This is a genomic window from Mesorhizobium sp. M0276 (assembly GCF_040321755.1).
In the GTDB taxonomy this organism is placed as follows: domain Bacteria; phylum Pseudomonadota; class Alphaproteobacteria; order Rhizobiales; family Rhizobiaceae; genus Mesorhizobium.
Genome location: NZ_JAMYSC010000004.1, coordinates 197,091 through 204,000, shown reverse-complemented (window position 1 = coordinate 204,000; position 6,910 = coordinate 197,091). Strand labels below are relative to the sequence as shown.

Genomic DNA, 6,910 nt, shown 5'->3' with positions numbered 1-6,910 from the left:
GATCGACCCCTCTACCCGCTCAAGTCAAAATGGCAGTCGCGCCATCTCAGAACGAGGCGCCCCTCCCGCGAAGCGGGTTCGTGCATCGCCTCGGAAGCAGACATTCGCCTCGGAAGCAGACCTATGTGTCTGATCCAACCATGCCCGTTTATGAATTCACGCCCTAAAGCGTGTCGCGTCCGAACGGATCCAGGCGACCCGCTTTAGGTCTTTGTGTCATGCATGTCGTTGTCCCATAACCGAGGTTTGGGCGACATGCGCTAGCCAGCCTGGCTCGCCCGTTACATCGGTCCAGGCATCATCTTGGTCGGCTTCTCCAGCATCGGAAATTCGGCCTTACTGCATTTCACGTTCGGGTTCGTCGGACTGAACATCCCGTTCGGGTTGTCCGTCAGCCAGGCGTGAAGATCATAGTGCACGAACTCCCGCGGGATGAGCGGATAGTGCCCCTCCATCGGTCCCATGAAGGTTTGGCCGAAAAGCTTCGGAGGTTCCTTGACGTCTGGCGTCAGAGGCACCAGCCATTCCGCACCCACCAGGCGCAAACCCTTCTTGGTCGGTTCGTAAATGAGCACATTGGGGTGCATCGGGTCGAGTTTTTGGCCGACACTCGGGACGTTGACGAAATGGATACCCATGGCGCCTTTCGGGTAATCCATCGCACCCGCTATCTTTTCGCCGCTGTAGTAGACGCAGCCGACTGTCGACAGATAAAGATCGCGGACGGCTGCGGTGTAGTCTTCATATTTGGCGAGCGACTTTTTCAAGGCATCGATGTCGGCCTTGTTGGCGTCCTCGGCCCGCGCCGTAGCGACGCCCAACCATGCGCTCATCAGGCCTGTTAAAGCAAGGACGCCGCAGCGCCCAAGACTGGCTGTTCTTGGCATGCATTCCTCCCAGATTTTCTCATCTGGCCGTGCAAGACCCGAGGCGGAAAGAAATGCTGAGTGCGCGGCCAGTTGCACCGCCTCATCCCCTACGGAACGGCAATTACGCTATTCCTTTCCGTGGTTGCGGGGAAGTTTTTATTTAGATGTAGCTAATTCTCTGCGCCGACCTCGCTCCGGCCTTCGAGCTGCGGCGCGGTTCTGCCTCATTCTGATCCATGGTGGCGCCGATGGCGCCGCCTGAAATCGTCGTGCAGTGAGGGCAAGTAGTCACGAGGCCCAATGGCAGGTGTTTCGGACATCGTCGCGAAGATCGGCGAGATCATTGCCAAACAAGGCAGGCAGTATATGGGGAAACCGCCCTTCATAAGGCACAAGAAATCGAAGATCGATACCCGCCTGCCGGAAGCTGTCAGCCGCATAGAGGCTGCGTCCACCCGGAGCGTTGATGTAGCGCTGACCCCCAAGCGCCTGAACTATGCCGATCACCCGGGCTTGCCCACGCAAGGCGGGATCGATGTCGAGACTGGAGCTGCGCAGGAAATCGGTTTTCAGATCAAGCGCATCGGCCATCAGCCGAAGACCCTCTCTGAGAAAACTTGTCACGTCGCCAAGAGATCCGGTCAGATGGTTGCTGATCCGCTCCGCCGCCGGCGTCGCCACTTGGCCCGGCAGGCCAAAAATGGACAGCCGCTTGTCCAAAGTACTTCGGGCGTCGTCCGCCCAGCGCAGATCCTTTATCCTCGTATCCACTGGCATGGGCGCGAGCGGTAATGTCAGCCATCGACCTGGCGTCATTTCGCAACGGTGCACGCGCCCGCGGCGCGGGAACTGGACATCGTCGAAAACCACGAAAACGTCACAAGCGGCCATTAGCCGGAAATAACCGCCGTAGGGGAAGAAGTATGGCTGCATGACAGCAATGGTGCGCTTGCCTGTCACCGTGTTACGCCCTCGCCGTAGAATGGGCAGGTCAGGCCTAGCACGTGCTGCTGGAATGCTTGCAGCACGGGAGAGGCGAATGGCTTGCTGCAGAAAGTATCGAATTCGTCTCGATTGCATAAAAAGCTGTGGCGGTCGAACTGGTCGCGACGCAGATAGTGCAGCACGCGGATATCTGCCGGGTCGCGCAACCCATGCGCCAGCATCTCGTCGGAGTTCGGACAATTGTATTCCGGCCCGAGCGACAGAGGATCGGCTCCGACCGTCAGGATGGCCAACGACAACGCGATCTGGCCAGAGAAGAAAACAGAAGGCGTATCCTTCAAGTGGTCCAATACACGCGCCGTCAGGGGGCGAATCAACGGCTGAATAGCTGTGAAGGCCGTTCTGTTGAAGACGACGAAGCCGTAGTTGAAATAGGCCGGGCAGCCGCCGAAGGCTTCATCCGGCGATTGTGAATATCGCCAGTTCAGGGGCGTGTCGCCGAAGCCGAATGCGTCGAGAAGTCGGCGCCACGCGGCATCGTTTTCCGTGCCGTCTCTCGAAAATGGCGAGAAATGCGCCGACAGACCGGCAATGCTCGGCCGCTCGGCATCGTGCATGCTTTGCAAAAGTTCGTCGACCGGCCGCATCAAGCAGGCGTCGGCATCGGTAAGGATGATGACATCGCCGCGTGGTGCTTCGGCATAACGGTCAAATCCCGAGGAAAAGCCCCAATCGCTGAAAGCGTGAGGCACGGGACGCCAGATTACCGGATAGGCCTCTGACCAGCGATTGGCGGCACTGATTTCGCCGGCGTCGGCATGCCCCCCGATAGAAACCACAATGGGGGCGGCCGCATAGGCACCGCCGAGCCTGGCCAGCGACAAAGCAGCCAGCTTGACGTTCGAAAAAAACTCCGGCTTCGGCAGGATCGGGATGCGAAGTTCGAAAGTCATGTGGCTCCGCTCATGTCAAATCGCGAGTTGCCCAGCCAATACCGGCCTCGCCGAACCCATCACCATTGTAGAACATCACTTCGCCGGAGGCGCACTGCATGACGCAGCAATAGGCCTGCATCCAGTTGTCGAATTCGCCAGTGGTCGGCGGATTGCTGAAGACCACCGGCTCGGCTTCGCCGACGGCTCCATCCGGAATGTTTATACGACGGGAAAACAGTCGGTAAGCTTCATTGCCGCCGGCGCGAAAATCCCGCCCGCGGCGGCTGTACCACAAGCGCATGCCTCCAGCATCCTGTGTGATCCAGGGACGTGTTTGGCTGATGCCGTCCCCAAGATCGTCACCCAGGACGACGCTCGATCTGGTTTCCCACATCATTCCATCTGGTGAAAAACAGCTGCGAAGGATGTAGTCCGGTTCCAGGACACCCCTGACGTTGGCCCAGCCAGTCCCGCTGGCGTACCACATACGATAGCCGCCCTCGACGGCACCGACAAAGGGAGTGGATACAAAATATGGATCCACCGGACCGATACCACGGATCGGCCCTGTAAATGCCCTCTTGAAACTCAGCCCATCCTCACTGGTGGCGAGCCCGATCGAGATCTGGAAGCTGACGTCGGTGCGCGGGTAGATGCCGGAATAATAGAGATGAACGCGCCCGTCGATCATCAGCGCGCAGGATGGCCCCAACCCCGAGCAATCGAAGGTTCCTGACGGACCCCATTCTAGGATCGGGTCGAGATGTTCGTCCAAGAGACGCATGCCGTCTTGCGGGTCGACATCAACGGCCAGAATGGACGACAGGTTCTCGCTGTTGCGTCCGGCGAAATAGATGCGCCAAACCCGAGGCGAAAGGGCGAGGACCGTTGGAACCTGCGCGTGACTGGCCCACCACCCTTGTCCAACCTTTGCCTGCACCAGTAGCCCCTGTCGTGTCCACGTCCTCATATGGTTGGGCATCAGCGGAACTTCATCGACTTGATACGGGCGCTGGAATAGGACTTCGGCAGATCCGAAGGATGGCGAACCACACTGTCGGGCGGCACGTCACGCCGGATCATGCAACGCGTCTCGATATAGCTACTAGTGCCGATCGTAACGCCGTTATCGATGCCGACCTGACCGCCAATGAAGCTGCACGTACCGATGCGGACGCCGCTGGCCAGCCCCACCAGAGATGACACGAAGCAGAAGTCCTCGATTATGGTGTGATGGCCCACATGGCTGCCACTCCACATTATGGTGCCTTCGCCGAGGCGGACAAAGGGCTGTAGCGTGCAGTTTTCCAGAATGAAGCAATTTTCGCCCACCGTGTCCGCCATATTGTGCGTCGAAGGATGGATAAAGCGGGCAAAGCTATAGCCACGCGCCTTGCCTTCTCGATGCCGATCGCGGCGGAACTCGTTTAGATTCTGGTAGCTGAGCGGACCGAGGAGCTTGACGATAGCAGGCGGGAAGCGCTCCTCAAGCCTTTCCCAGGCGACCACGGGAAGGCCCTTGAACTCGGTTTGCGTCAGGAAGGCTTCATCGACAGTGAAGCCGATAACACGATCATCGCCGAATCTGTCGAGATAGGCCTTGGCAACTTCGGCGAGTTGCCCTGCTCCGAAAATGACCACGTCCGCCATGCCGCCCCCGCGCCCTCTGTTCTTTGTGTCCCTGGCCCACTCGTCACCACTCGTGGATCGGCCTGCTATGCGGCAGCCTTGTAAACGTAAACGGTGTATTCGTAGAGACCGTAGTCGGCGCGGACAAGGTGATGGCGCGACAGTTGGCTGGTGACGAAGTGGCCAATCCGGTCATAGGGCACGTGAAAAAGGTCGGCGCGTTCCCAGTCGACATGTTTCGACATCAGGTTGAAGGCGATACCCTTGCGTGCGTGCGGGAACACCTTTGTCAGCAGCCCGGTCATGGCATCGAACATTGTCTCGTATGCGACGCCGCAGCGCTCCGTGAAGACACCGTTCATGACGATATAGTCCGCCTCAGGCACAGCCGCGCCGTGCTCCATCACGTCAACGCAGTCGAAAACCACGCCGGGATATTTACGCCGGCACAGGTCAATGAACCGCGCCGACAGATCGAGTCCCCTGTATCGTACCTTGTTGGGATCGGATTGGCGCAGATAGTCGAGGAAATGGCCGGCGCCGCAGCCGAAGTCGAGCAGATCGACTGGGTCGCGCTCACGCACCACCTCTGCCATGATGCGATACCGCGTCGACGCCCCCTCGGCATCGGGCCAGTCGACTCCTTGAGGGGTGTCCCCGTGGCGGCCAAAACAGGCCTCGTAGTGAGCCATCAACGCGCGATAAGGACTTGCATCAGTCAATTGTAATATCTCATAAAATCGGAGTATACGTTCGGTATGGCCTTGTATACCACGCCGTCAACGGCGTGAACTCTGCTTCCCAGAATCTCCGTTCAGATCGGCTGAAACATCATGCACAGTTCGGACCCGCCTTCGGTACGCCGGCTTCGCGTTTGCCTCATCAATCCGCGCTTCCACCCTTCCATCTGGACCCGCGATGAAGTCCTTTCCATTCTACCCGGCGGGAAGCGCAGTTGGATCGTGACGGGCTCCTTGCCGGCTCTGGCAGCCCTTGCTCCCGACCATTGCGATGTGGTCCTAATCGACGAGAACGTCGAGGACATCGATTTCGAGCGCCTTGGCGATTTCGACATCGTTGGTGTGACCGGCATGATCGTGCAGCGCGACCGCATGTTCGAAATCCTGGACCGGCTGCGCGATCTGCCGGTTACGGCAGTCGTCGGCGGTCCCTATGTTTCCGTATCGGAATCGGAGTTTGTCGATCGATGCGACGTGCGCTTCGTCGGCGAAGCTGAGGAGACATGGCCGCGCTTCCTGACGGCCTTCGCCCGGGACGAGCCGGTCCACCGGCGTTACGAGCAAGACGCGAAAACGAACATGGAGACCGTGCCGACGCCGCGATACGACCTTCTGAAATCTGGACGCTACATGGTAGCATCCCTGCAATTCTCGCGAGGGTGTCCCTTCCTGTGCGAATTCTGCGACATCATAACCATCTTCGGTCGCCGCCCACGCCTCAAGTCGCCCGCGCAAATGATTCTCGAATTCGAGGCGATCGTGAAAGCCGGGTTCAGCACCTGCTTCCTGGTTGACGACAATTTTATCGGCAACAAGGCGAAGGCCAAGGAGTTGTTGCGTGTTCTGATCGATTGGCAACGAGCAAACAACTATCCGTTGGTCTTCTCTACCGAGGCCAGCATCAATCTGGGCGATGACGAGGAAATGCTCGACCTGATGCGGCTGGCCAATTTCCGCCAGGTCTTTGTCGGGATCGAATCGCCCCGCGCCTCTTCATTGGCCGAAACCAGGAAGGTTCAAAACGTCCGCGGCGACTCAATGATCGAGAAGTTGCAACGCATCCGTGACAAGGGACTGGTGATTCATGCCGGCTTCATCGTTGGATTCGACGCCGATGACGAAGCGATCTTCGACGAGCAGTTTGAGTTCATTCAGCAAAGCGGCATCGCGCTTGTGTCGGTGGCCATCCTGTGTCCGATTCCAACGACGCCGCTTTACGATCGGCTGAGGACCGAAGGCCGGCTGGACCTCAGCGACCCTCATGTCAGCTTCCATCCCAAGAATATGACGCGCGAAGTTCTCAAGACCGGCTACGACACGCTGGTGCGGCGCCTGTACGAGCCGGACGCCTATTTCCACCGCCTGGTGGATGGTTATGCCGGATCGTCTGGCTTCCGTCGCAGCCGCGCATCCCAGGCGAGCTTGAGCGGAAGGAAGCGTTCTGGCATGGGCCGAATCGCAGAACTGACCGGCGCTGCGCTGATGGCCGCTCGTCTTGTTGGAACTCTCATTGCCAAACGACAGGCGATATCGCTTGGTAGCGCCTATGTCAGGCACTGGCGCCGCAACCGCCGTCTCTGTGGCCGGGAGGCGATATCATTCGCCAGCTTCGTTTTTCTTTGCGCCGATCATTGGCATTTTTACACCATCTCGCAGACCAGCATCAGGTTTCAGATCGGCAGCAGCCGGCCCGAAACCTTGCGACCTTTGCCTGCCAATGAAGATCTCTACCTCAGCAAGATTGCCGGCGGCCGCAAAGCTTCATGACGAGCACTTTATGGGATGTCGATCC

General features: G+C 58.7%; 7 protein-coding genes. 1 reads left to right on the top strand and 6 read right to left on the bottom strand.

Annotation, left to right across the window (positions count from 1 at the left end):
• Window positions 1-281: 281 nt before the first annotated feature.
• The 6 genes from NKJ01_RS05695 to NKJ01_RS05670 all read right to left on the bottom strand — a co-directional run bounded on the left by NKJ01_RS05695 (window position 282) and on the right by NKJ01_RS05670 (window position 5,100).
• Entirely contained in the window at window positions 282-887 is a 606-nt protein-coding gene (locus NKJ01_RS05695; RefSeq protein WP_352726729.1) for a hypothetical protein, read from the bottom strand.
• A 270-nt stretch (window positions 888-1,157) separates the two neighbouring features.
• Window positions 1,158-1,829: a WbqC family protein gene (locus NKJ01_RS05690; RefSeq protein ID WP_352726727.1), complete on the bottom strand. Its 672-nt coding sequence runs from the start codon at window positions 1,827-1,829 to the stop codon at window positions 1,158-1,160.
• Entirely contained in the window at window positions 1,826-2,698 is an 873-nt protein-coding gene (locus NKJ01_RS05685) for a GT-B fold glycosyltransferase domain-containing protein (protein WP_352726725.1), read from the bottom strand. Before NKJ01_RS05685 ends, NKJ01_RS05690 begins: the two co-directional genes overlap by 4 nt.
• Window positions 2,699-2,777: 79 nt before the next feature.
• A complete protein-coding gene (locus tag NKJ01_RS05680) occupies window positions 2,778-3,524 on the bottom strand; it encodes a hypothetical protein (RefSeq protein ID WP_352726723.1) in 747 nt (248 codons plus the stop codon).
• 206 nt (window positions 3,525-3,730) lie between these two features.
• Window positions 3,731-4,399, bottom strand: a complete 669-nt coding sequence (locus NKJ01_RS05675) for an acetyltransferase (protein ID WP_352726721.1) — start codon at window positions 4,397-4,399, stop codon at window positions 3,731-3,733.
• A 65-nt stretch (window positions 4,400-4,464) separates the two neighbouring features.
• Window positions 4,465-5,100: a class I SAM-dependent methyltransferase gene (locus tag NKJ01_RS05670; RefSeq protein ID WP_352726720.1), complete on the bottom strand. Its 636-nt coding sequence runs from the start codon at window positions 5,098-5,100 to the stop codon at window positions 4,465-4,467.
• Between the two features lie 369 nt (window positions 5,101-5,469).
• On the opposite strand from NKJ01_RS05670, the gene NKJ01_RS05665 reads away from it, so the two are divergent.
• Entirely contained in the window at window positions 5,470-6,885 is a 1,416-nt protein-coding gene (locus NKJ01_RS05665) for a B12-binding domain-containing radical SAM protein (RefSeq protein WP_352726718.1), read from the top strand.
• Window positions 6,886-6,910 lie beyond the last annotated feature (25 nt).